This window comes from Rhizobium sp. S96 (assembly GCF_030382195.1).
Classification (GTDB): domain Bacteria; phylum Pseudomonadota; class Alphaproteobacteria; order Rhizobiales; family Rhizobiaceae; genus Rhizobium.
Genome location: NZ_JAUDRY010000026.1, coordinates 144,467 through 166,045 on the forward strand (window position 1 = coordinate 144,467; position 21,579 = coordinate 166,045).

Annotated in this window: 17 protein-coding genes; 13 read left to right on the forward strand and 4 right to left on the reverse strand. The window is 60.4% G+C overall.

From position 1 onward, the window contains the following. Positions 1 to 44 precede the first annotated feature (44 nt). Positions 45 to 1,148 carry a saccharopine dehydrogenase family protein gene (locus tag QTL94_RS21075; protein ID WP_065692067.1) on the reverse strand — a complete coding sequence of 368 codons (1,104 nt, stop codon included), beginning with the start codon at positions 1,146 to 1,148 and terminating at the stop codon, positions 45 to 47. 137 nt (positions 1,149 to 1,285) lie between these two features. Here QTL94_RS21075 and QTL94_RS21080 point away from each other — a divergent pair, with 137 nt between their 5' ends. Together QTL94_RS21080 and QTL94_RS21085 are read left to right on the forward strand one after the other, a co-directional pair. Then, the gene (locus tag QTL94_RS21080) at positions 1,286 to 1,717 is read left to right on the forward strand and encodes an Lrp/AsnC family transcriptional regulator (protein ID WP_065692066.1); all 432 of its coding nucleotides are present in this window, start codon (positions 1,286 to 1,288) and stop codon (positions 1,715 to 1,717) included. Positions 1,718 to 1,860: 143 nt separating this feature from the next. After that, complete coding sequence (locus tag QTL94_RS21085) at positions 1,861 to 3,369, forward strand: L,D-transpeptidase family protein (protein WP_065692065.1); 1,509 nt, start codon at positions 1,861 to 1,863, stop codon at positions 3,367 to 3,369. A 55-nt stretch (positions 3,370 to 3,424) separates the two neighbouring features. On the opposite strand, the gene QTL94_RS21090 is transcribed toward QTL94_RS21085, so the two are convergent. Beyond that, the gene (locus QTL94_RS21090; protein WP_065692064.1) at positions 3,425 to 5,518 is read right to left on the reverse strand and encodes a carboxy terminal-processing peptidase; all 2,094 of its coding nucleotides are present in this window, start codon (positions 5,516 to 5,518) and stop codon (positions 3,425 to 3,427) included. Positions 5,519 to 5,980: 462 nt separating this feature from the next. Between QTL94_RS21090 and QTL94_RS21095 the strand changes: the two genes are divergently transcribed. The 8 genes from QTL94_RS21095 (at position 5,981) to QTL94_RS21130 (ending at position 17,346) form a co-directional block, all read left to right on the forward strand. Beyond that, positions 5,981 to 7,669, forward strand: a complete 1,689-nt coding sequence (locus tag QTL94_RS21095; RefSeq protein ID WP_065692063.1) for an ABC transporter ATP-binding protein/permease — start codon at positions 5,981 to 5,983, stop codon at positions 7,667 to 7,669. A gap of 243 nt (positions 7,670 to 7,912) precedes the next feature. Then, positions 7,913 to 10,378 carry a phosphoketolase family protein gene (locus QTL94_RS21100; RefSeq protein WP_083199418.1) on the forward strand — a complete coding sequence of 822 codons (2,466 nt, stop codon included), beginning with the start codon at positions 7,913 to 7,915 and terminating at the stop codon, positions 10,376 to 10,378. Between the two features lie 122 nt (positions 10,379 to 10,500). Then, positions 10,501 to 11,820 (forward strand): glucoamylase family protein, encoded by a 1,320-nt coding sequence (locus QTL94_RS21105; RefSeq protein WP_065692245.1) that lies wholly within the window; start codon positions 10,501 to 10,503, stop codon positions 11,818 to 11,820. Between the two features lie 73 nt (positions 11,821 to 11,893). After that, positions 11,894 to 12,643: a GntR family transcriptional regulator gene (locus QTL94_RS21110; RefSeq protein WP_065692062.1), complete on the forward strand. Its 750-nt coding sequence runs from the start codon at positions 11,894 to 11,896 to the stop codon at positions 12,641 to 12,643. 55 nt (positions 12,644 to 12,698) lie between these two features. Beyond that, positions 12,699 to 14,234: a putative N-acetylmannosamine-6-phosphate 2-epimerase gene (locus tag QTL94_RS21115; RefSeq protein WP_065692061.1), complete on the forward strand. Its 1,536-nt coding sequence runs from the start codon at positions 12,699 to 12,701 to the stop codon at positions 14,232 to 14,234. Between the two features lie 42 nt (positions 14,235 to 14,276). Next, positions 14,277 to 15,602, forward strand: a complete 1,326-nt coding sequence (locus QTL94_RS21120; protein ID WP_065692060.1) for an extracellular solute-binding protein — start codon at positions 14,277 to 14,279, stop codon at positions 15,600 to 15,602. Positions 15,603 to 15,655: 53 nt separating this feature from the next. Further along, complete coding sequence (locus QTL94_RS21125) at positions 15,656 to 16,528, forward strand: carbohydrate ABC transporter permease (RefSeq protein WP_065692059.1); 873 nt, start codon at positions 15,656 to 15,658, stop codon at positions 16,526 to 16,528. Beyond that, positions 16,525 to 17,346: a carbohydrate ABC transporter permease gene (locus QTL94_RS21130; RefSeq protein WP_065692058.1), complete on the forward strand. Its 822-nt coding sequence runs from the start codon at positions 16,525 to 16,527 to the stop codon at positions 17,344 to 17,346. The genes QTL94_RS21125 and QTL94_RS21130 overlap by 4 nt, the downstream gene beginning before the upstream one ends. Positions 17,347 to 17,419: 73 nt before the next feature. Here QTL94_RS21130 and QTL94_RS21135 read toward each other — a convergent pair whose 3' ends face one another. Beyond that, positions 17,420 to 17,596, reverse strand: a complete 177-nt coding sequence (locus QTL94_RS21135) for a hypothetical protein (protein WP_158007277.1) — start codon at positions 17,594 to 17,596, stop codon at positions 17,420 to 17,422. Positions 17,597 to 17,809: 213 nt separating this feature from the next. Here QTL94_RS21135 and QTL94_RS21140 point away from each other — a divergent pair, with 213 nt between their 5' ends. From QTL94_RS21140 to QTL94_RS21150, 3 genes are all read left to right on the forward strand, one after another. Next, the gene (locus tag QTL94_RS21140) at positions 17,810 to 18,601 is read left to right on the forward strand and encodes an SDR family oxidoreductase (RefSeq protein ID WP_065692057.1); all 792 of its coding nucleotides are present in this window, start codon (positions 17,810 to 17,812) and stop codon (positions 18,599 to 18,601) included. Positions 18,602 to 18,708: 107 nt separating this feature from the next. Further along, the gene (locus tag QTL94_RS21145; protein WP_065692056.1) at positions 18,709 to 19,725 is read left to right on the forward strand and encodes a zinc-dependent alcohol dehydrogenase family protein; all 1,017 of its coding nucleotides are present in this window, start codon (positions 18,709 to 18,711) and stop codon (positions 19,723 to 19,725) included. A 66-nt stretch (positions 19,726 to 19,791) separates the two neighbouring features. Continuing rightward, positions 19,792 to 20,988 carry a (R)-mandelonitrile lyase gene (locus QTL94_RS21150; RefSeq protein ID WP_065692055.1) on the forward strand — a complete coding sequence of 399 codons (1,197 nt, stop codon included), beginning with the start codon at positions 19,792 to 19,794 and terminating at the stop codon, positions 20,986 to 20,988. A 67-nt stretch (positions 20,989 to 21,055) separates the two neighbouring features. Here the strand turns inward: QTL94_RS21150 and QTL94_RS21155 are convergent, their stop codons facing one another. Continuing rightward, the gene (locus tag QTL94_RS21155) at positions 21,056 to 21,565 is read right to left on the reverse strand and encodes a GNAT family N-acetyltransferase (RefSeq protein WP_083199416.1); all 510 of its coding nucleotides are present in this window, start codon (positions 21,563 to 21,565) and stop codon (positions 21,056 to 21,058) included. Positions 21,566 to 21,579 lie beyond the last annotated feature (14 nt).

Sequence of the window (21,579 nt, forward strand, 5' to 3'; positions counted from 1 at the left end):
AGGCCCCGATGCATCATCTGCATCGGGGCCTTTGCGTTCAATCCTCAGACGGCTTCCTTGAAGCGAATAGCCTCCGGATCGTAGACCCGGCCAAACCGGTTCTCCAGGAAGTCGGCAAGGCCAATCTCTTCCTGTCGCACGAACCCCTTCTGCGGAAGCTTGCCCGAGGCAAGCAGGTCGAGCACGGTCGTGATGCCGGCTGCAGTCGTCACCTGGATGGCGCTCATCTTCTTGCCTGCAACGACAGTTGCATAAACCTTGTTGGCATAGGTTTCCTGCATGTAGCGTCCGTCTTTCCAGCCACAAACCGTGACGAAAACAACGACGACGTCCTGCATGGTTGCCGGCAGCGCGTGTTCGAAAAGGTCCTTCAACACGTCACGACGGTTCTTCAGGTTCAGATCGTTCAACAGCGCCTTGATGATCGCCTGGTGGCCCGGATAGCGAATGGTGCGGTAGTTCATGGTGCGAACCCGCCCCTCGAGCGTCTTGGCCAGAGTGCCAAGGCCACCGGAGGTGTTGAAGGCTTCATAGGTCACGCCGTCGAGCGAGAATTCCTCACGCTCTTCCATCGCGGGCACGGTGACCAGCTTGCCCTCAACGATCGCTTCGCAAGGCTCGATGTACTCGTTGATCAGCCCGTCGGTGCTCCAGGTGAGATTGTAGTTCAACGCGTTCGAAGGATACTGCGGCAGGGCGCCAACACGCATGCGCACGCTGTCGAGGCTGTCGAAACGCTTGGCGAGATCATTGGCAACGATGGAGATGAAGCCGGGTGCGAGACCACATTGCGGGATAAACGCAATCTCTGCGCCTTCAGCCAGTTCCTCGACCTTCTTCGTGGTGGCGACATCCTCGGTCAGGTCCAGGTAATGGACCGACGCTTCGAGTGCTGCTTCCGCAACCTTTCCGGTCAAATGGAACGGAGCCGCCGACAGCACCGCAAACTTGCCACGCAGAACATCGACGAGTGCCTTGGCATCGGCGATGTCTACGACGACGCCCTTTATCGCGGGATGGCGATCGAGCTTTGCGATCTGCGCTGCATCCCTGTCGGTGACGGTGACCGTGTAGCTGCCGGTCTCCGCCAGCATGAGTGCGATCGCGCCTCCGATCTTGCCGGCTCCGATTACCACGACTTCCTTCATATAGTTCCCCTTGGTTAGGCATATAAGATTATTATAAACGTAGCCATGGTCTGGTCGAAACATAGCGACAGAATGAGCATTATGGCCTATATTTTTGGTCTAAATGACCAGTTGATTGGACACTTCGAAAGGATGACATGAGCGTCTCGGAAAAGGATCGGCAATTGCTCTCGTTGTTGAGCGAAAACGCCAGAATGCCGGTAGCGACCCTGGCAAAGAGGCTGGCGCTATCGCGAACGACCGTTCAGGCCAGACTGGAACGTCTCGAAAGGGATGGCATCATCGCAGGCTATGCCGTTCGGCTATCGGACGAATATGCATCCAGCCTGATCAGAGCCCATATCCTGATCACGATCGCGCCAAAGGCCCTGTCGCAGGTGGTCGCGTCGTTGGAAAGGGTGAAGGCCGTGACGGCGCTGCATTCCGTCAGCGGGTCATTCGACCTGATCGCCATCATCGCCGCCCCCTCGATCGCCCAATTGGACGATTTGATCGACCAGATCGGAACGATCGATGGCGTGGAACGCACGCTGTCTTCGATCGTCCTTTCGACGCGGATCAACCGCTGATGCATATGCCCGTGTTTCCGACCATCTGCCTTTACGATGTCGTAAAGCATTTGTAGTCAACGAGATCAAAGAGAAGCGCACCGGCATCAAGGACGCCGCCGCGCGGCACAGTACAGTTTCCTCGTCAGACGTTGGGGTATCGAATGAGACATGCATCCGTTTCAGTCCTGAAGGCTTCCATGGTCGCCATGCTGGCCTTCTCGGGTAGCGAAACCGCGCTCCGGGCTGAACCGCAGCCTCAATCGCCGACCGCGGAACTCGGTGGGACGCAAGGCTATCCGGCGCCGGAACGCCGTCTGGTCCACATAGCTCGTCAGGGTGACGGTTCGATGCTCTCCACGCTCTTCGACGGCGGCGCCACCAGTCCGGCCAAAGTACTGCGCGAAATGGGGGGCCTGTCTCTATCGATGGACAGCGATATCGCCGCCGCATTGGAGGCCTACTACAGCCAGCCGAAAGCCAAGCTGATCTGGGTCGACGGGAAAGGTCCCAATGCAAAAGCGCGTGAGGCGTTAGCGCTTCTGAAGCAGGCGGAGGACTGGGGACTTAGCACAGTGGACTACGCCGCAACGGAGACCTTTGCGGCTCTCCCGCAAAATTCGTCCGAGCGGGCAAAGGCTCTGGCGCAATTCGAGGTGTCGCTCTCAAGCGAACTCCTGATGTTCCTCCAGGACAATTTTCGCGGACGCGTCGATCCTAACAAGCTGTCCAACTACTACGATTTCAAGCGCAAGCCGGTCGATCTGAGAGGCACACTGGCTCAGCTGTCTGCCTCCCCGGACTTGAACTCGGCCGTTGACCATTTCATGCCCAGCAGCCCGAAGTTTGCGCAACTGGCCGCTGAACTGCATTGGCTTCGAACGTCCGGACAAGGCGGTGATGCCTCGGTCAACATCAACAAGGTGATCGTGGCCATGGAGGAACTTCGCTGGATGCCACAGGAGTTCCCCGACCGATATGTCTTCATCAACCAGCCTGCCTACATGGCCTACTACACCGAAAACGGCGCCCTGGCGCTATCGATGAAAGCGGTGATCGGCCAACAGGATCATCAGACGAACTTCTTCGACGCTTCGATCAAGACGGTTGAGTTCAACCCCGATTGGGGCGTTCCGCAATCGATCATCAAGAATGAGATGCTTCCGCATCTGAAGCGGGACCCATCCTATCTGGACAAGGAAGGCTACAAGGTCTCCGTGAACGGGAAGTCCATGCCTTCGGCCAAGGTAGATTGGACCCAGCCGCTGGAGAACATCGCTGTCGTTCAGCCGCCGGGGCCTGACAATGCCTTAGGCCAGCTGAAAATCCTGTTTCCCAATCCTCACGCGATCTACATGCATGACACGCCGGCGCGAGGGAAGTTCGCCTCTCAGGACCGGATGTTCAGTCATGGATGCGTGCGCCTGGAAAACCCGCGCGCCATGGCTGCCGCCGTCCTCAAGACGTCGACGGATTCCGTGAACCAGGAGATTGCCGCGGGTGAGAAGAAGGACGTTCCGGTTCCCGAAGAGGTTCCAGTCTATGTTTCCTACTTCACGGCATGGCCGACCGCAGACGGTGTCATCCACTACTATGACGACATCTATGGCCGCGATGCCCAGACATTGAGTGCCATGGCCACGACCACGGCGAGCCGCTCTCAGACCCCATGATCGGCGCATAGTTTGCGCCGACCGGGTGTGATCGCCCTTCGCCTAGGTTTCCGGGCTATTTCGTCGCCGGCTTCGTCGCGCCTTGCTGCAGGTTCGCCTGATCTGCAAGAATAGCGGCAGCCTCGTTCAGCAGAACGTCCTTGACGTTCTTGCGGGCATTTTCCATGGCGATATCGGCACTCAGGCTGCGCTCGTTTGATTGCAGGCCATCATCCGTCCCGAGATCCTCGCCATCGTTTGCCTGAGCGCGAGATTTGAGGCGCTTTTCCCGGGCTGCCGTTTCCTTGCGGCGCTCCGCTTCATTAAGGGAAACGACACCCTTCTCACGCTGAGCCTTCAGGTCGGCAACGTCTTCCAGGAGACGCTGGAAGTCAGGATCGCTCTTCACCCGGGCATCGTGCTGGCTCTGCAAGGTGGGCAGCTCCTTCGTGACGGTGTCTGCCGGCTTATAGTTCGCCGGCTTGATCTCCGCCCACGGCAAGGCGTTGTCGTAGCTGGTCTCCCCGAAAGTGGTCGGATCCGAAAGCCCCGGCAAGCTGATATCCGGCGTCACGCCGCGCAGCTGCGTCGTCCCGCCGTTGACGCGGAAGAACTGAGCAATCGTCACCTTCAACTCGCCGAATTCCGGCTTGCTGTTGCGAACCATCTGGTCAAGGTCGACGACCGTTTGAACGGTCCCCTTGCCGAAGCTGGGCTCGCCGATAATAACGCCTCGACCGTAGTCCTGTATCGCCGCTGCAAAGATCTCCGAGGCCGATGCCGAGCCGCGATTGATCAGGACACCCATCGGGCCGGTCCAGACGGGTTCCGGCAGGTCAGAGCTTCTGATTGCGACCTTGCCGTCGCTGCCGCGCTGCTGAACGACGGGGCCATGGCCGATGAACAGGCCGGTCAGATCGATTGCCTCATCCAACGAGCCGCCGCCATTGTTGCGCACGTCGATGAGAACGCCGTCGACATTCTCCTGCTTCAGTTCCGCGAGCAGCTTGGCCACATCGCGGCTTGCGCTTCTGTAGTCCTTGTCTCCCTTGCGGCGGGCGTCGAAGTCCTCATAGAACGCCGGCAGTGTAATGACGCCGATCTTGCGCGTGGCGTCGCCGACCTTGACGGAAAGCACGACTTTACTGGCAGCCTGCTTTTCGAGGCTGATCTTGTCGCGCACGAGGCTGACGACCCGATGGGCGGCATCCGCGCCGGCGTCCGCCGGCAGGATGTCGAGGCGCACGACGGTGCCTTTCTTCCCGCGGATCATTTGGACGACTTCATCGAGACGTGTACCGACCACTTCCTTGATCGGGCCATCCTTGCCCTGGCCGACGCCGGTAATACGGTCGCCGACCGCAAGCTTGCCGGACGCCTGTGCCGGCCCGCCGGGAACCAACTCGCGGATCGTCGTATAGTCGTCGCGCTCCTGCAGGACAGCACCAATGCCGACCAGCGACAGCTTCATCGAGATGTTGAAATCGGCCGACGCAGCAGCGCCGAAATAATCCGTGTGCGGATCGGTCGACGTCGTAAAGGCATCCATGAACGACTGGAAAACGTCGTCGCTCTTGTACTTGTAAGCGCGCTCGAGGGTGTTGGCATAACGCTTGTCAAGCGTATCACGAATGGCCGCGTCGGCCTTGCCGCCGAGCTTCAAGCGCAACCAGTCGTTCTTGACGCGCTTGCGCCAAAGCTCGTTGCTCTCCGCTTCGGACTGCGGCCACGGTGCCTTGTCGCGCAAAACGGAAAAGTCTTCCTGCGCAGTGAAGTCGAAGCCATCCTTGAGCAGGCTACGCGCATAGGTCATGCGGTCAACGACGCGCTTTTCATAGGTGTTGAAGATCGTAAACGGGATCTTCAGGTCTTCGCGTTCGATGGCGTCGTCAATCTTGGTGCGATCAGCCATGAACTTGTCGATGTCGGCTTGCAGGAAGATCGCGCGGTCCGGATCGAGGGACTTTATGTAGCTGTCCATGACCTTGGCCGACAAGGCGTCGTCGATCGGAACCGGCTTGTAGCTGTAACGCGACAGAAATTGCGCACTCAATTGAGCGGCTTGTGCTTGCGGCTTCAACGGCGCCAAGACGGGAGGCGCGGCGACTTCAGCATATGCGGACTGTACGACGGCAAGAAATGCACCAATAAAAACGTAAGATATGCGCATTCAGCTTTGATCCAATTCTTAATGCTGGGGGCGATCTGTTTATATTTGATCTAGGTGGAGCAATTATGGTTTTTTGGCAACCGGGCGGATCATAAGTACCAAATTTGCGGCCGAAAACCATTAAACATTAGACAGAAAACCCCGCACAGCGAGGCGAGCCACCAGGCTCATTCGCTATCACCAACGAGTTGTCATTCGGATTGATGAACGTGAAGGATGTGCCATCGGCGGCACCTAGAGTGACCGAAGAAACTGTCTGCTTCAGGTGGTCGTCGGAGAGCACCGCAATACCGCTATCGCCGCCTCAATGTTGGCTACCGGGATAGACAACGCCCCAATCTCATCTTTCTCATAGCGTCAACCAGTGTCCGGAGTGGACCTACTCCTGAGGGACTTGGCGCTTGTCTCGCTGTCTGCTTAAGATGGGCCGCACCAGCCCGCTGAGTATGTCGCAGGGATGTCATGGATAAGCAGAAGCCGCCCCTCAAGATAACGGCAGTTCGGTTTGTCCGCGCGGTCGGCATCTTCATGAACTCGGAGGTCAAGGGCAGAGCAAGATTGATGCTTGCCGGCCTGGTCATTCTCTTTTGCGGCATCAACGCTCTGAACGTGGCCAACAGCTACGTCGGCAGGAATTTCATGACCGCGATTGCCGACCGTCAGTCGGCAGAATTCGTCCGGCAAGCAATATTTTACATCGCCGTCTTTGCCGCCGCGACCGTCGTTTCGGTCTTTGCACGGTTCACCGAGGAGCGCCTTGCCCTGCTCTGGCGGGAGTTCCTGACGCGACGAGCGGTCAACCATTATCTCGCCGACGCCGCCTATTATCGCCTTGATCATTCAGGTCAGCTCACGCATCCCGATCAGCGGATTGCCGACGACATCCGCGTTTTCACCGTCACGACGCTTTCCTTCGTCCTTCTGGTCTTCAACAGCGGCCTTACGATCCTGGCCTTTTCGGGTGTGCTTTGGTCCATCAGTCCGTTGCTGTTTGTCGTCGCCGTCCTTTACGCCGCTTGCGGCTCGTTCCTCACGATTGCCTTTGGCCGCCCCCTCATCAGACTGAACTACGACCAGCTCGACAAGGAAGCAGGCTTTCGCTCCGGCTTGATCCATGTTCGGGAAAAGGCTGAGGCAATCCTGGTATCGGGGAGCGAAAAGAAACAGAGCGCGCGGCTTCTCCAGCGGCTGGACGACGCCATCTCCAACTTTCGCCAGATCACAGCGATCAATCGCAATGTCGGCTTTTTCACCACCGGCTACAATTGGCTGATCCAGATCATTCCAGCGCTGATCGTCGCTCCCGCGTTCATGAGGGGCGATATTGCATTCGGCGTCATCACCCAGTCGGCCTCGGCCTTCGCATTGCTCGTCGGCGCCTTTTCGCTGATTGTCACGCAGTTCCAGTCGATTTCGAACTTTGCCGCGGTCGTCGCGCGACTGAGTTCGTTGCTCGAGGCAATCGAGCGATCGCAAGCCCCCGGCGTGCCAGCGATCGAAATTGCGGTCGAAGAAAAACACCTTGCCTTCGAGCACCTGACTTTGTTGTCCTCTCCTGACAACGTGCCATTGCTGAAGGATCTGTCGGTATCGGTGCCGGACGGGGCACGCATCCTCATTGCGGTGGACAACCCGGCAACGGCGGTGGCGCTACTCAAGGCGACGGCCGGTATCCCACTCAACGGCAGCGGGCAGATCGTCCGCCCGGGCCCCGGCAATATCCTCTTCCTCCCCCAGCAGCCGTACCTGATACCCGGCACCTTGCGACAGGTTCTCGTCCCTCCCGACAAAGCGGGGGATATCAGCGAGCATCGGATTGCCGAACTGTTGCAGGACTTCGGCCTCGATCGCGTGATCGGGCAAGCGGGTGGCCTCGATGTAGAGCACGACTGGAGCGCGCTGCTTTCGCTCCGCGAGCAACAACTGCTGGCCTTCGTCGGCATCCTTCTCGCGGCGCCGCGGTTCGCTTGGCTCGATCGGATCGACGCGACCTTGGGAGCCGACCAACTCCGTAAGATCCTCCACTCGCTTTCCGAGCAGACCATCACCTGCGTCCACGCCAGCGAAACGGATGTCACACGCGATCCCTATGCTGCGGTTCTCGAATGCAGAGAGGACGGTAGCTGGACGTGGACGGATAATCGCGGTTGATTCCACCATGGCCAATCGGTCGGCACGACCTATTTCAGCTTGCGTATGATCGCGTATCTTACTCTGCCAAACATATGAGGAGTTGTATGCTGGATGGTGACGCATTTGTGGACGGCTGCCGGCAGCAGGTTTCAGCGCGCGCTTCTCTTGGGAGTACTCGCGGTTGATGCATATCAATGCGCGGCTTAGGAACGCGCCTACGACTGCCTAAAACAATCTGGATTCTCGACAGGGAGACACCAAATGGTTTCGCTTACCAAGGCAACGGACGCTCGGCCCTCCATGGACGGAGATTCAAAAGCAAAAGGCCCGCTTTCGGCCAAGGAGTTGCATGCGATGCACGCTTACTGGCGGGCATCGAACTACCTCTCCGTGGGTCAGATCTACCTTCTCGACAATCCGCTGCTGAAAGAACCGCTGAAGCGGGAGCACATCAAGCCGCGGCTGCTTGGCCATTGGGGCACGTCTCCTGGCCTGAACATGCTCTATGTTCACCTCAATCGCGTGATCAAACGCGACGACCTCAACATGATCTATGTGATCGGGCCGGGCCATGGTGGACCCTCTCTGGTCGCACACGCCTATCTCGAGGGAACCTATAGCGAGGTCTACCCGAATGTTTCCCAGGATACCGAGGGCTTGCAGAAGCTGTTCAAGCAGTTCAGCTTCCCCGGTGGCATCCCAAGCCATGTCGCTCCCGAAACACCTGGCAGCATCCATGAGGGCGGCGAACTGGGCTATGCTCTTAGCCATGCCTACGGAGCAGCGTTCGACAACCCCGATCTCATCGTCGCCTGCGTCGTTGGCGACGGCGAAGCCGAGACAGGACCGCTCGCGACCGGTTGGCACGGCAACAAGTTCCTGAACCCGGCCCGTGACGGGTGCGTGCTGCCGATCCTGCACCTGAACGGCTACAAGATCGCCAATCCATGCTTCCTCGCTCGCATTCCCGAGGACGAGCTCAGGAAATTCTTCGAGGGCATGGGCTACAAGCCCTACTTCGTCGAAGGCTCCGACCCTGACAGCGTTCACCAGCAGCTCGCCGGTGTGATGGATACCGCCGTCAAGGAAATCAAGAGCATCTGGGCGGACGCCCGCACCAACGGGAACCTGAAGCGCCCCAACTGGCCTATGATCATTTTCCGCACACCGAAGGGCTGGACATGCCCGCCGGAGATCGATGGCAAGAAGTGCGAGGACTACTGGCGCGCGCATCAGGTTCCGATGGGCGACATGGACAAGCCGGAGCACATCCAGATCCTTCAGGAATGGATGAAGAGCTATCGTCCCGAAGAACTCTTCGATGGCGATGGCAAGCTGATGCCGGAACTGGCAGCGCTGGCGCCTGCGGGGCACCGCCGGATGAGCGACAACCCGCACACCAACGGCGGGCTGCTGCTGCGCGATCTCAAGATGCCTGACTTTGAAGATTATGCGGTCCCGGTCGCAAGCCCCGGCGCGACGATGACAGAGTCGGCGCGGGTGATGGGCAAATTCCTTCGGGATGTCATGAAGCTGAATATGGGGAGCAAGAACTTCCGCCTGTTCAGCCCCGACGAAAACAACTCCAACCGTTGGCAGGATGTGCTGGAAGTCACCAACCGCTGCTACATGGCGGAGATCTACCCCGAGGACGATCATCTTTCACCCGACGGTCGGGTCATGGAGGTGCTGAGCGAGCATCAATGCCAGGGATGGCTGGAAGGGTACCTGCTCACCGGTCGGCATGGCTTCTTTTCGTGCTACGAGGCCTTCATCCACATCATCGACTCGATGTTCAACCAGCATGCCAAATGGCTGAAGGTCTGCAATGAAATCCCGTGGCGCCGGCCGATCCCATCGCTGAACTACTTCCTGAGTTCCCACGTCTGGCGCCAGGACCACAATGGTTTCAGCCACCAGGATCCGGGCTTCCTCGACCACGTGGCCAACAAGAAGGCGGATGTCGTCCGCATCTATCTGCCGCCGGATGCCAATACGCTTCTGTCGGTCACCGATCACTGCCTGCGCAGCCGCAATTACGTCAACGTGGTCGTCGCCGGCAAGCAGCCTGCACCGCAATGGCTGACGATGGACCAAGCCATCAAGCATTGCAGCGAAGGCATCGGCATCTGGGAGTGGGCGAGCAACGACAGGGGAAGCGAGCCCGACGTCGTGATGGCATGCTGCGGCGACGTTCCAACGCTGGAGACATTGGCCGCCGTCGAACTAATCCGGGAGCATCTGCCGGAACTAAAGGTTCGCGTCATCAACGTGGTCAACCTGATGAAACTGCAACCGACAAAGGAACATCCGCATGGCCTGTCGGATGCTGATTTCGATGCGTTGTTCACCAAGGACAAGCCGATCATCTTCGCCTTCCACGGCTATCCCTGGCTGATCCATCGGCTCACCTACCGCCGTACGAACCATGACAACATGCACGTCCGCGGCTACAAGGAAGAAGGAACGACGACGACGCCGTTCGACATGGTTGTGCTGAACGAGATGGACCGCTTCCATCTGGTGGAGGACGTGATCGACCGGCTGCCGCAGCTCGGTGCTCGCGCTGCCTATTTCAAGCAAGCCATTCACGAGAAGCTGATCGAACACAGGCAGTATATCGAGAAGCATGGCGACGACATGCCCGAGATCAGTGGTTGGAGATGGGGCGCAAAGGGAAAAGCGGTGACTTCCGCACGAACCTCGACCGAGGGAGACAACGCCTGATCCGGCCGACGAGAGCGGCCGATGCAATAGGAGGTCTGCCGACGATCATGCCGGCAGACCCCGAGGAATGAAATAGCAGGAAGAAGAAGCCTATCGATCCTTGCGTGCACTGGTTGGTGCCCATGCCTGAAACGCTTTCGACCGATGCCGATCTTGACCGAATGCCAACCGAGCAGGACCTTGCTCGGCTGCAGTTCACGACGGTGCTCTATTATCTGCAATGCACGAATCCCGATAACGGCCTCGTGCGCGACAAGACGGCGCCGAATACGCCGGCCAGCATTGCAGCAATCGGCATGGCGCTCGCGACAATCCCCGTCGTGGTTGAGCATGGCGTGCTGATCCGCGAGTTTGCTGCCAAGATTACGCGCAGCCGCCTGCGATATCTGATCAACTGCCCGCAAGGACCCGAACCGGATGCCTCCGGCTACAAGGGCTTCTTCTATCATTTTCTGGATATCGAAACAGGACGCCGCGTTTGGGATTGCGAGCTGTCGACGATCGATTCCGCCTTCCTCTTCGCCGGGGCGCTGACCGTCGCCACCTATTTTGACGGCGACACCGCCGATGAGGCGGAGATCAGGCGGCTCGCAACGGCATTGTATGAACGGGCCGACTGGAACTGGGCCCGCGACGGCGGCGCGACGCTGACGCACGGGTGGCGCCCGGAGACGGGCTTCATCCCGCATCGATGGCGAGGCTATGACGAAGGTCTGCTGCTCTACATCATCGGCCTTGGATCACCGACCCATCCTTTGCCGCCGGAGAGTTTTGCCGCCTACACGGAAAGCTACGATTGGCGGAACATTTACGGCCGAGAACTGCTCTATTCCGGCCCCTTGTTTACCCACCAGCTGTCGCACATGTGGATCGACTTTCGTGGCATCCGGGACGATTTCATGCGCCGGCATGACAGCGACTATTTCATCAACACCCGCCACGCGACCTATGTGCAGCAGGAATACGCCATTCGCAATCCGATGGGCTTCGTCGGCTACGGCGAACACTGCTGGGGTTTTACCGCAAGTGACGGCCCCGGCTGGTTCAAGCAGACCGTCGACGGGCGCGAGCGTGAGTTCTTCGACTATATCGCCCGCGGTGCGCCCTTTGGACCGGACGATGGAACGGTCGCGCCCTGGGCTGTCGTGGCCTCCCTGCCGTTCGCGCCCGAGATCGTCATCCCCACGGTCAGGAACTTTGCGCGCAAGAACCTCGGCATGACGAGGCTCTACGGTTTCAAGCCGTCGTTCAACGAAACATATCCTGCGCAGGATATTCCAACCGGCGGATGGGTCAGCCCCTACCACTTCGGTATCGACCAGGGGCCGGTGGTGCTGATGATCGAGAATTATCGGACGGGTTTGCTCTGGAACATCATGAAGCGATGCCAGCCTGTCGTTACCGGATTACGCCGTGCCGGTTTCACCGGCGGCTGGCTATAGACGCCCGATTGCCACCCACCGATAATACCAGTATATGTCCAACCGATTTTTTTAGCGGACATTGGCGAACTTTATGGCTCAGAACCAGGTGATCGATGCGATCGAGAAATCACTTGATCAGATCCCGGGGAATATCCCCCTCTACAAGCGGTTGAAGCTCGCCATCGAGAAGGCGATCCAGACGCAGACGTTCCAGTCGGGCAGTGTGCTGCCGGGTGAGCGGGTGATTGCGTCTTCTCTTTCCCTATCGCGCGTCACCGTCCGCAAGGCGCTGTCGTTGCTGGAGGAAGAAGGGTTGCTCAGCCGTCGCCACGGCTTCAAGACCGAGATCGGATCGCGCGTCGAAAAGTCCCTGGCGACCCTGACCAGCTTCTCCGAAGATATCCGCGCCCGAGGCCAAGTGCCTGGGTGCATTTGGATATCGAGGCAGATTACCCGCGCCTCCTCCACTGAAATGATGGCGCTTGGGATCGCCGGAGACGCAAATGTCGTTAGGATCAAGCGCATCCGGACTGCCAATTCGCTCCCGATTGCGGTGGAGACCTCCGTGGTTCCGGTCCGCTTCCTGCCGTCGCCGCACCTGATCGACCAATCGCTTTACGAGGCGCTGCAAGCTCGTGGCTTCTTGCCCGAGCGGGCGGTTCAGCGCATGCGCTCGCGGCCGGCAACGGCAGACGATGCGACCCATCTTCACTGCGAAGCCGGAGCGCCGCTTCTCGTGACGGAACGCCGCTGCTTCCTGGGAGATGGGCAGATCGTCGAATTGTGCGAGACCCGATACAAGGGCGACGTCTTCGACTTCGTCTTCGAACTCCGAAGATAATACCAGTCATAAACTGGTTGCCATCTGGTATTTTCCAATTATCGTGATGCCCGAAATGGAGCATCCCGTGACGCACGAAGACCTGAAGAACGCCCTCATCGTTTCCTGCCAGCCGGTTCCCGATGGTCCGATGGATGATGCCGCGTTCGTCATCGGCTTCGCCAACGCCGCCGCCGCGGCAGGTGCTGCGGCGGTGCGTATCGAATCCGTTGCTTACGTGAAGGCGGCCCGCCCGCATGTGGCTGTTCCGATCATCGGGATCGTCAAGCGCGATCTCGATGACAGCCCGGTTCGCATCACGCCCTTCATCGCCGATGTCGAGGATCTTGCCGATGCCGGTGCCGATATCATCGCCTTCGACGCCACCGATCGCGTCCGCCCGGTAGCCTTCAGCGCGCTTGTCGCTGCGGCAAAGGCCAAGGGCAAGCTGACGATGGCCGACTGCTCCTCGTTCGAGGACGCCAAGCGAGCGTTGGCGGAGGGTGTTGATTTCGTCGGAACCACGCTGTCCGGCTATGTCGGTGGGCCGGAGCCCGTCGACCCGGATATCGCCCTGATTGCGGCAATGCGGACGCTGACGCCCCGCGTGATCGCCGAGGGCCGCATCCGCACGCCGGAGCAGGCAGCCGAAGCGGCGTCCGCCGGCGCCTTCGCCGTTGTCGTCGGCTCGGCGATTACACGCACCGAACACGCGACGACGTGGTTTCACGAGGCCGTCAGTGCCGCGTTCTCGCAGCGTGAGGACGCCGGCAAGCCCGTACTCGCCATCGACATCGGCGGCACGAAGACGATGGTGGCGCTGGTCCAGGGTGACAAGGTCATCGACGAGCGCATTGTACGAACGCAGCGCGAGGAAGGACCCGACGCCTGGCTGGATGCCATCGCAGCGGAGACCGCCGCGTGGCGCGGCCAGTTCGCTCGCGCCGGGATTGCCGTTACCGGTTTCGTGGAAAATGGCTGCTGGTCCGCTCTCAATCCGGCGACGCTTGGTATTCCCGACAACTATCCGCTGATCGAGCGCGCAACCGCGCGCCTTGGCGCGCCAGCCTTCGCCGTCAACGACGCCCAGGCGGCCGCCTGGGGCGAATACCGGTTCGGCGCTGGCCGCAGGGAGGACATCGTCTTCCTGACGATCTCGACGGGCATTGGTGGCGGTATCGTCATCCACGGCAAGCTTGGATCCGGTCTCGCCGGCCATTTCGGCCTGACCCGAAGCGCCTCGCATGGCGCCGCGCCCCTTGAGGACATGACTTCGGGCCTCTGGATAGCGCAGCAGGCAAGAGACGCTGGCCACGACGTCGATGCGGTGACGGTCTTTGCCGAAGCGGCGGCCGGGTCGGCATGGGCCAGCTCCATCGTCGAACAATCAGCCGCGCAAGTTGCGCTCCTCTGCCGCGACATCAAGCTGATGCTCGATCCCCAACGCATCGTCATCGGCGGCGGCATCGGCCTCGCGCCGGGCTATCTCGACCTCGTGCGTGGGAAGATCGGCGGCCTCAGCACCCGGATCACTCCTCACCTCGTCGCGGCAGAACTCGGCAGCCGCGCGGGCATCATCGGCGCTGCGGATCTGGCGCGGCAGCATCGTTAAAAATCCATCAGAAAAGCAACCAAAGAAAGAAAGGGAACATTGATGAAACTGCAAAAGATAATCGCTCCGGCTCTCGCCGCGCTTCTTTCGAGCGCGGCTCTGCCGGGCCTCGCCAATGCAACCGTCACCGTGCTCGGCTGGCCGGGCGGATCGGAAGAGACCGCCCTTCGCGCGACGGTGGAAGCCTATAACAAGTCCGCGTCCGACGCCGACAAGGTCGAGCTTCTGTTCTTCAACCGCGACGGCTTCTACGACAAGCTGCAGGCCGACATGGCGGCCGGATCGGACGCGTTCGACATCAATCTCGTCGCCACCTACACCATCGGCCGCTACGCACCGTACATGGAGCCGGTGGATCTTGGGCCGGACGCCGCGAAGGTTTTCGGCGATTCCGTTCTGAAGACCATGCAGTTCGACGGCAAGCAGTATGGCGTGCCGACGGATCTGTCGCTGCATTTCATGTATTACCGCAAGGACCTCATCGATGCCCTGCTGAAGGACGATGCGGCGAAGAAGACCTATTCTGAGCTTGCCAAGAAGGTACTCGGCAAGGATCTGCAGCCAAAGGATCCTGACAGCTGGACCTGGGATGACTGGGCGGCGACCGCGCTCTATTTCTCCAAGCAGGCCAATCCGGATAGTCCCGTTCGCTACGGCACCGTGCTGCAGATGAAGAACCTGCTGTTCAACATGATGGTGTTCCAGTCACTGCCGCGCTCCTATGGCGCAAACTGGATGGATGACAGCGGCAACGTCACCGTCGATTCCGACGCCTACAAGACCGGCTTGCAGCTCTACAAGACCCTCTACGATGCCGGCGCCTCGCCGAAGGATTCGTTGAGCTACGAATACCCTGAAACCAATGCCGCCTTCGCCGCCGGCCAGGCTGCTACGGCTCTGCAGTGGAATGCGGCAGCCGCCGATCTCACCAGCGCCGAAAAGTCGCCGGCCGTGGCCGATGTAACGGGCATCGTCGCACCGCCGGCCGGTCCGAACGGTCGCGCCGACCACATCCACGGCCTCGGTCTCGGCCTCAACAAGAATGCCAAGAACAAGGAAGGGGCCATCAAGTTCCTGAAATGGCTGGCAACCGAGGATGCGGCACTGACCTACGCGCGCGGCGGCGGCTCGCCGGCCCTGATGCCCGATGTCGTAGCAAAGGTCGCCTCGGAACGCCCCGATCTCGTCAAGCTTGGCGAATTCGCGAGCAAGTACGGCTATGTCATGAACGGCGCGACGTCCGCCAATGCGCTCTCGGTCTACGAGTTGCAGGCCAAGGAGTTCACGGGCTACTGGTCGGGTCAGCAGAGCCTCGAGGACGCCCTTGCCCATACCAAGACCGGTATGCAGGATCTCCTCAAGAAGTAACCTCGATCCGGATGCCGGGCCAAGCCCGGCATCCCTCCATCCGGCGGACCGAAATGGCTATCGTATCACGTGCAGAAGGCAGGGCTTATCTGGTGCCGCTCATCGGCTTCCTGCTGCTCTTCCTGGGCTTTCCGGCCCTCGTCAACCTGATCTATTCGGTCTCGACCGTCGGTTTCCAGAACCTGCGCAGCCCGACGATCACCGGCCTCGGCAACTATCTCGCCGTATTGCAGGATCGCTCCTTCTGGAAGGCAACGTCCTTCTCGTTCACGTTCGGCCTGATTACGGCGATCGCTGAATGCGGGATCGGCTTATTCCTGGCGATCTTCCTGGCGCCGCTGCTTGCGAAGCGCTCGGTCCTGATGGCGCCGCTGATGCTGCCGCTGATGGTCGCACCGGCGATGATCGGCCTGATGTACAGGCTCGTGCTGCACGAGTTCGCTGGACCCGTTCCCTACTATCTCTTCCTCTGGTTCGGCGACAGCCCGGCCTTCCTCGACGTGAACAACGCCTTCAAGACGCTCCTTGTCGTTGAAACGCTGCAGTGGACGCCGTTCGCCTTCCTGCTCTTCTATGTCGCCTATTCGGCAATTCCCCTTGATGTTCGCGAGGCGGCCTCACTCGACGGCGCCTCGGCCTGGCGCATCCTGTGGCTGATAGACTTGCCGCTGATGACGCCGACACTGGTCATCGCCTTCTTCATCCGCTTCATTGACGGCTTCCGTGTGTTCGACAACGTCTATGCGCTGACCGGCAGCGGCGCAGGCGGCTCGACGACCTCGCTGTCCATCTATATCTACCAGGCCTTCTTCAAGGACGGGTTGATCGGCAAGGCGGTTGCGGCCTCGGTCGTGCTGTTCGTCGCCTCCCTTGCGGTGCTCTACGGGTTGAACTGGTTGGCAGGTCGCAGGAGGAAAGCAGCATGATCAACGCACTTCGTTGGATCGTCTTTGCGATCGCCGCGCTTGCGATGAACTTTCCGATAATCGTCACGCTCGTCACCTCGTTCAAAAGCGCACGGGAACTGTCCAGCAATGCCGGCCTGTGGATCAACCAGCCGACGCTTGCCAACTATGCGCGGGTGCTGACCCAGACGGACCGTTTCAATATCTATTCCTACCTGCTGAACAGCACGATTGCTGCTGTGCTCGGCACCGGGCTTGCAATCCTGCTCTGCCTGCCTGCGGCCTACGCCATCGCCAGAAGCGATGTCGGCCGACGGGTGATGCTGCCGCTGGTCATCAACCTGCGCGCCGTGCCACTCATCATCTTCGCGATCCCGCTTTACATGATGTACCAATGGCTCGGGCTGCTCGACACGCAGGTCGGGCTTGGGCTGATCCTGACGATCGTCAATATCCCGCTCGCCCTCGTCATGCTGGTCAACGCCATCAATGACGTACCGCTCGAACTCGACGAGGCGGCGCGGATTGACGGTGCATCATCCTTCCAGGCGATGGTTCGCGTCATCACGCCCGTTATCCGCCCGGCGCTCATCACGGCATTCATCTTCGGCTTTATCACCGCATGGAACGAGTTCCTGTTCGGCCTGATGCTGACCACCAACAAGGCGGTGCCGATGACAGTCGGCGCCTCCTTCTTCTTCGCCGCCAGCGGCGGTGGCGTTCAGTGGGGTGTGGCATCCGCAGTGATGGCGCTCGGCGCGCTTCCTCCCGCCCTGCTTGGGCTTCTGATGTATCGCCAGATCTCCGGCTCGATGACGGCTGGCGCGGTGAAAGGCTAGCGATCAGGCGCAGGGAATGGTGCCTCACGTCCCCAGCATGGTCGCGCGGCTCGCCCAGCGGCAAGAGACGACGTCAGAAGCCGTTCCCCTTGGTGGGCGGAATGAACAAATCCGCATATCCCAGCTTGGGCTGCTTCTTTTGTGATTTTGCATCGACAGTCTGGCTGTGCTTGTGGGTGCTGGCTAGGACGGTGTAGCCAACAAGTGTAGCCACCGCGACGGTCATGCTGGTCACAAGGATCTTTAGCATTGCTGGCTCCTTTCCCGTTGCACCGTGCATTGTTCACCTAAGCAAAGCTCCGATCATTGCGCTTTGTCAAAGCGCCTGTGCTTCAAGGATGAGCGGCGTTGGGGGATGCGCTCTATTCATGAACGCCGGATATAGGTGCATGCCGCCGATCCCGTCTAATCAGATCAATCTTGCTGCGCTATCTTCCTTCTCTGGATAGAAGGACCGTCGGATATGCCCCAACTGAACGTGCTCGTCGTCGGCGCTACGGGAAGTGTCGGCCGCCTTGTCGTGAGCCAGGCGCTTCTGAGAAACCATAAAGTACGTGCGCTTGTCCGCAACGCCTCCTCCGCCCGCCTTCCGGAAGGCGCGGAAATGGTCGTGGGCGACGTGACAAAGCCCGACACCTTGGAGCCGGCTCTTGAGGGAATGGACGCGGTCGTGCTGACCTTGAACGCCGACGGCCAAGGAAAGGCAGCCGCTGAAGCAGTCTATTACCGGGCGTTTCTCGACATACTGGCCGCCCTCGGTGGCCGGAGCCTGCGGATTGCGCTCATGACGACGATCGGCGTCACGGAACGTCACGGCCATTACAACAGGACCAATGAGGGCCACGACTGGAAGCGCAGGGCCGAGCGCCTCGTTCGCAGGAGCGGCCTTCCTTACACGATCGTGCGCCCCGGTTGGTTCGACTACAACGCCGCCGACCAGCACCGTCTGGAATTCCTGCAGGGCGACCGGCGGCATAGCGGCACCCCAAGCGACGGCGTCATTTCCCGACAGCAAATTGCCGAAGTGCTCGTCGAAAGCCTCACCTCCGACGCAGCAACCAGGAAGACCTTCGAACTCGTAGCAGAGACAGGGCCCGCGCCCAGCGATCTCGACCCATTGTTCGCAGCATTGCGCCCTGATCCGGAGGACGCGCTTGATGCCGTCCTCGACCTCGACAACATGCCCTTGGACCAGGAGCCCGATCGCGTTCGGCGCGACTTGGATCTGATCAATAGATATCGCGCAACGGCTTGACGGGCGGCGACTTCCTCATCGGCGATACCGCCTCATATTCCTAAGACGAGCTGGCACCCGAATAAGACGGGGCCTAGCTCGACCATCACAATGAAAGGACAACACCAATGTTGGGAACGAAGCTTTACGGGCCGGGCGACGTCCGTTGCGAAGAAGTCGCCGAGCCGAAGATCCTGAAGCCTACCGACGCCATCATAAAGCTGTCGGCAAGCTGCATCTGTGGTTCCGACCTTTGGCCGTTCCGCGGCGCCAACGAAGTCACCGCGCCGCTGGCCATGGGCCACGAATACTGCGGCGTGGTCGTGGAGGTCGGCAGCGCGGTGAAGACGGTCAAGCCCGGCCAGTTCGTGGTCGGCTCCTTCTGCCTGTCGGACAACACCTGCCCCCATTGCAAGTTCGGCTTCCAGTCCTCTTGCGAGCAGCGCGAGTTCATGACGGGCGCACAGGCGCCCTATGCGCGCGTTCCCCTTGCCGATGGCACGCTTGTCGCCACAGCGGAGCTTCCGGCAGACGATCTCATTCCGAGCCTGCTCGCGGTTTCCGACGTCCTGGGGACCGGGTGGTATGCGGCCGATGCCGCAGGTGTCCAGGAAGGCGGCACGGCAGTAGTGGTCGGCGACGGTGCGGTCGGCTTGATGGGCGTTCTTGCCGCCAAGCAGATGGGCGCATCGCGGATCATCGCGATGAGCCGCCATAAGAGCCGCCAGGATCTCGCGCTCGAGTTCGGAGCGACCGATATCATCTCCGAGCGCGGCGATGACGGCGTAGTGCGGATCAAGGAACTCACGAGTGGCGTCGGCGCGGATTCCGTTCTCGAATGCGTCGGAACGCCGGAATCCATGGGCCAGGCAATCAACTGCGCCCGTCCGGGCGGCAAGATCGGCTTCGTCGGCGTTCCCCATGGTGTCACGTTCGACGGTCAGAACCTGTTCTTCCAGCAAAAGAGCCTGCTTGGCGGACCTGCGCCGGTCCGGCGCTACCTGCCTTATCTGATGGATCTTGTGCTCGACCGAAAGATCAACCCCGGAAAGGTGTTCGATCTCGAGGTGCCGCTTGCCGACGTTGCGGAAGGCTACCGCGCCATGGATGAGCGCCGTGCCATCAAGACGCTTCTTCGCGTCTAGCCGAAGGGGCCGCTTCGGTGGCCCCGTTCGTTCCTTCCCCAAGACAATATCGACGGAGTCGAGTTCATGAAAAAAATTGCAGCCACGATCGCGGTGTCCGCCCTGGCCGCGACGGGTGTCGAAGCCCAGGAAAAGCGCCAGCGCGTCGCGCCGCAAGCCGTCTACGAGACGGCACCGGGCCTTGCCGATTTTACGGACGATGTCTTGTTCGGCGAGGTTTGGGAGCGAGGGGAGCTGTCCGCCCGCGACCGCAGCCTCGTCACCGTTGCCACGCTCGTCTCGACGGGAAAGGCCGCGCAAACCGGCAGCCATGTGCGTCGAGCGCTCGACAACGGCGTGCAACCGGAAGAGATCGGTGAGTTGATCACGCACCTTGCATTCTATTCCGGTTGGCCGAATGCGATGTCAGCGGTCACCGAGACGAAGAAGGTGTTTGAAGAGCGCGGGATTGGAGCCTTGGCCAACAGTGCTGCCGCCCGCATCGAACTAGACGCCAAGGCGGAGGCGACACGTGCCGCGACGGTTGACGCGAATGTGGCGCCAACGGCTTCGGCACTTGCCGACCTTACCAATCGCGTCCTCTTTGGGGATCTCTGGCAACGTCCGGATCTGTCCGCACGGGACCGCAGCCTCGTGACGATGGCAGCCCTGATCGCGATCGGTCAGCCGGAACAGCTTCCCTTCCACGCAAACCGCGCCATGGACAACGGCTTGACGCGCGCCGAGGCGTCGGAGGTCGTTACCCATGTGGCATTCTATGCCGGCTGGCCGAGGGCGATGTCGGCCGTCCCGGTCCTGCAGCGTGTCTTCGAAAGCCGTGATGTCGCGTCCAAGATTGCTGCGGCACCCGCCGAGGTAAAGATCGCACGCGCGGGCGACGGCCGGGCTGCCGCGCCTGAGCAGTACTTTACCGGCAAGGTCGAGACATCAGGCTTCTATCGCGGTGATGCACCCGCCCGCATCGGCGGCGCGACGGTCTCGTTCTCGGCCGGAGCAAGGACGGCATGGCATACCCATCCGCTTGGGCAAACACTGTTCATCGTTTCTGGAACCGGCTGGGTTCAGAAGGAAGGGGACGCGGTCGTATGCGTGGCGCCGGGAGACGTGGTCTGGATTCCACCCCATGTCAGGCACTGGCACGGCGCTTCCGCTGAAAGCGCCATGACCCATTTCGCCGTAGCCGAGGCGCTGGACGGTGTCTCCGTATCCTGGATGGAGAAGGTTAGCGACGAAGATTACGCCCAAGGCAGTGAGGGCGAGTGAAAGCTCGCATTGCCGCATGTGGCATGGCGGTGGGTCATTCCACCGCCAGATCCAGTTGGCGATGCGCTTAAGGCGTCCGAGGATCCAGCTGACGGGTCATTTCGACCATCGTCGGCTGAAATCCTGCCGCAGCAAATAGCCGCTTTCCCACCTCGTTCTGATAGGCCGTGGACAGCACGATCTGCGTTGCACCACGTTGCGCCAACGCATCTACGGCTGCCTCGATCAGCGCCCGCCCGAGGCCACATCGACGCTTCCGTGGATCAACGAAAAGATCGTGCAGCACGCCGGCGGGGCCACGCAGCGCCATGTAGTCGTAGCCTTCGATGGCGCCGTAGCAGTAGCCCACGATCGCATTGTCCTCCTCGGCAACGATAACCAGAACATCATCCTTGCCCAACTGGCTCGAAAGGTATCGCGCGTAGCTCTGTGGCGTCTTGTCGTTCGATGAAATGAACCGCTTGGGGTCCCATTGATGGTGCAGCGCCATCAGCTGCGCCCCATATGCCCCGAGGACCGCGGCGTCCTCGCTGGTCGCCACCCTGATGCGCGTGTCTGATGCCTGAAAGATTGTCATCTGTTCCCCGGGTG

Coding starts and splice junctions, on each gene's coding strand:
- QTL94_RS21145 (WP_065692056.1), top strand. CDS start 18,709: ATGTTGGGAACGAAGCTTTACGGGCCGGGCGACGTCCGTTGCGAAGAA.
- QTL94_RS21130 (WP_065692058.1), top strand. CDS start 16,525: ATGATCAACGCACTTCGTTGGATCGTCTTTGCGATCGCCGCGCTTGCG.
- QTL94_RS21125 (WP_065692059.1), top strand. CDS start 15,656: ATGGCTATCGTATCACGTGCAGAAGGCAGGGCTTATCTGGTGCCGCTC.
- QTL94_RS21110 (WP_065692062.1), top strand. CDS start 11,894: ATGGCTCAGAACCAGGTGATCGATGCGATCGAGAAATCACTTGATCAG.
- QTL94_RS21120 (WP_065692060.1), top strand. CDS start 14,277: ATGAAACTGCAAAAGATAATCGCTCCGGCTCTCGCCGCGCTTCTTTCG.
- QTL94_RS21085 (WP_065692065.1), top strand. CDS start 1,861: ATGAGACATGCATCCGTTTCAGTCCTGAAGGCTTCCATGGTCGCCATG.
- QTL94_RS21135 (WP_158007277.1), bottom strand. CDS start 17,596: ATGCTAAAGATCCTTGTGACCAGCATGACCGTCGCGGTGGCTACACTT.
- QTL94_RS21115 (WP_065692061.1), top strand. CDS start 12,699: ATGGAGCATCCCGTGACGCACGAAGACCTGAAGAACGCCCTCATCGTT.
- QTL94_RS21140 (WP_065692057.1), top strand. CDS start 17,810: ATGCCCCAACTGAACGTGCTCGTCGTCGGCGCTACGGGAAGTGTCGGC.
- QTL94_RS21150 (WP_065692055.1), top strand. CDS start 19,792: ATGAAAAAAATTGCAGCCACGATCGCGGTGTCCGCCCTGGCCGCGACG.
- QTL94_RS21100 (WP_083199418.1), top strand. CDS start 7,913: ATGGTTTCGCTTACCAAGGCAACGGACGCTCGGCCCTCCATGGACGGA.
- QTL94_RS21095 (WP_065692063.1), top strand. CDS start 5,981: ATGGATAAGCAGAAGCCGCCCCTCAAGATAACGGCAGTTCGGTTTGTC.
- QTL94_RS21075 (WP_065692067.1), bottom strand. CDS start 1,148: ATGAAGGAAGTCGTGGTAATCGGAGCCGGCAAGATCGGAGGCGCGATC.
- QTL94_RS21105 (WP_065692245.1), top strand. CDS start 10,501: ATGCCTGAAACGCTTTCGACCGATGCCGATCTTGACCGAATGCCAACC.
- QTL94_RS21090 (WP_065692064.1), bottom strand. CDS start 5,518: ATGCGCATATCTTACGTTTTTATTGGTGCATTTCTTGCCGTCGTACAG.
- QTL94_RS21080 (WP_065692066.1), top strand. CDS start 1,286: ATGAGCGTCTCGGAAAAGGATCGGCAATTGCTCTCGTTGTTGAGCGAA.
- QTL94_RS21155 (WP_083199416.1), bottom strand. CDS start 21,565: ATGACAATCTTTCAGGCATCAGACACGCGCATCAGGGTGGCGACCAGC.